This is a genomic window from Elizabethkingia argenteiflava (genome assembly GCF_009904105.1).
Lineage (GTDB): Bacteria > Bacteroidota > Bacteroidia > Flavobacteriales > Weeksellaceae > Elizabethkingia > Elizabethkingia argenteiflava.
Genome location: NZ_JAAABJ010000255.1, coordinates 1 through 330 on the forward strand (window position 1 = coordinate 1; position 330 = coordinate 330).

Below are 330 nucleotides of genomic sequence, written 5' to 3' on the forward strand. Positions count from 1 at the left end.
CTGCCCTCTTTTGAGAAAGTCAAATCCGATGTCGTGCTCTACGCCCACGCCAACCGCGTGCTGCATCTGGAGACCAACCCCGGCAACGCCCGCGCGCTGGTGCAAGCCCACGGCGAGGGAACCACCGCGAAAGACGTGTGGATCAACCCGCCGCCGATTCCGCTGACCACCGCCGAGATGGATTTGGTGTTCGACCTGAGCTACGCTCGCAGCCCGCACCCGAGCTACGCCGATGCCAATGGCAGCCACGACCACAGCACCAAAATCCCCGCTTGGGAGATGATTCGCTTTAGCGTCAACATCATGCGCGGCTGCTTTGGCGGCTGCACC

Annotated in this window: 1 pseudogene; it reads left to right on the top strand. The window is 62.7% G+C overall.

The window, feature by feature from the left end:
* Nucleotides 1-330: pseudogene (locus tag GNY06_RS02620) on the top strand (YgiQ family radical SAM protein); the annotation flags it as partial.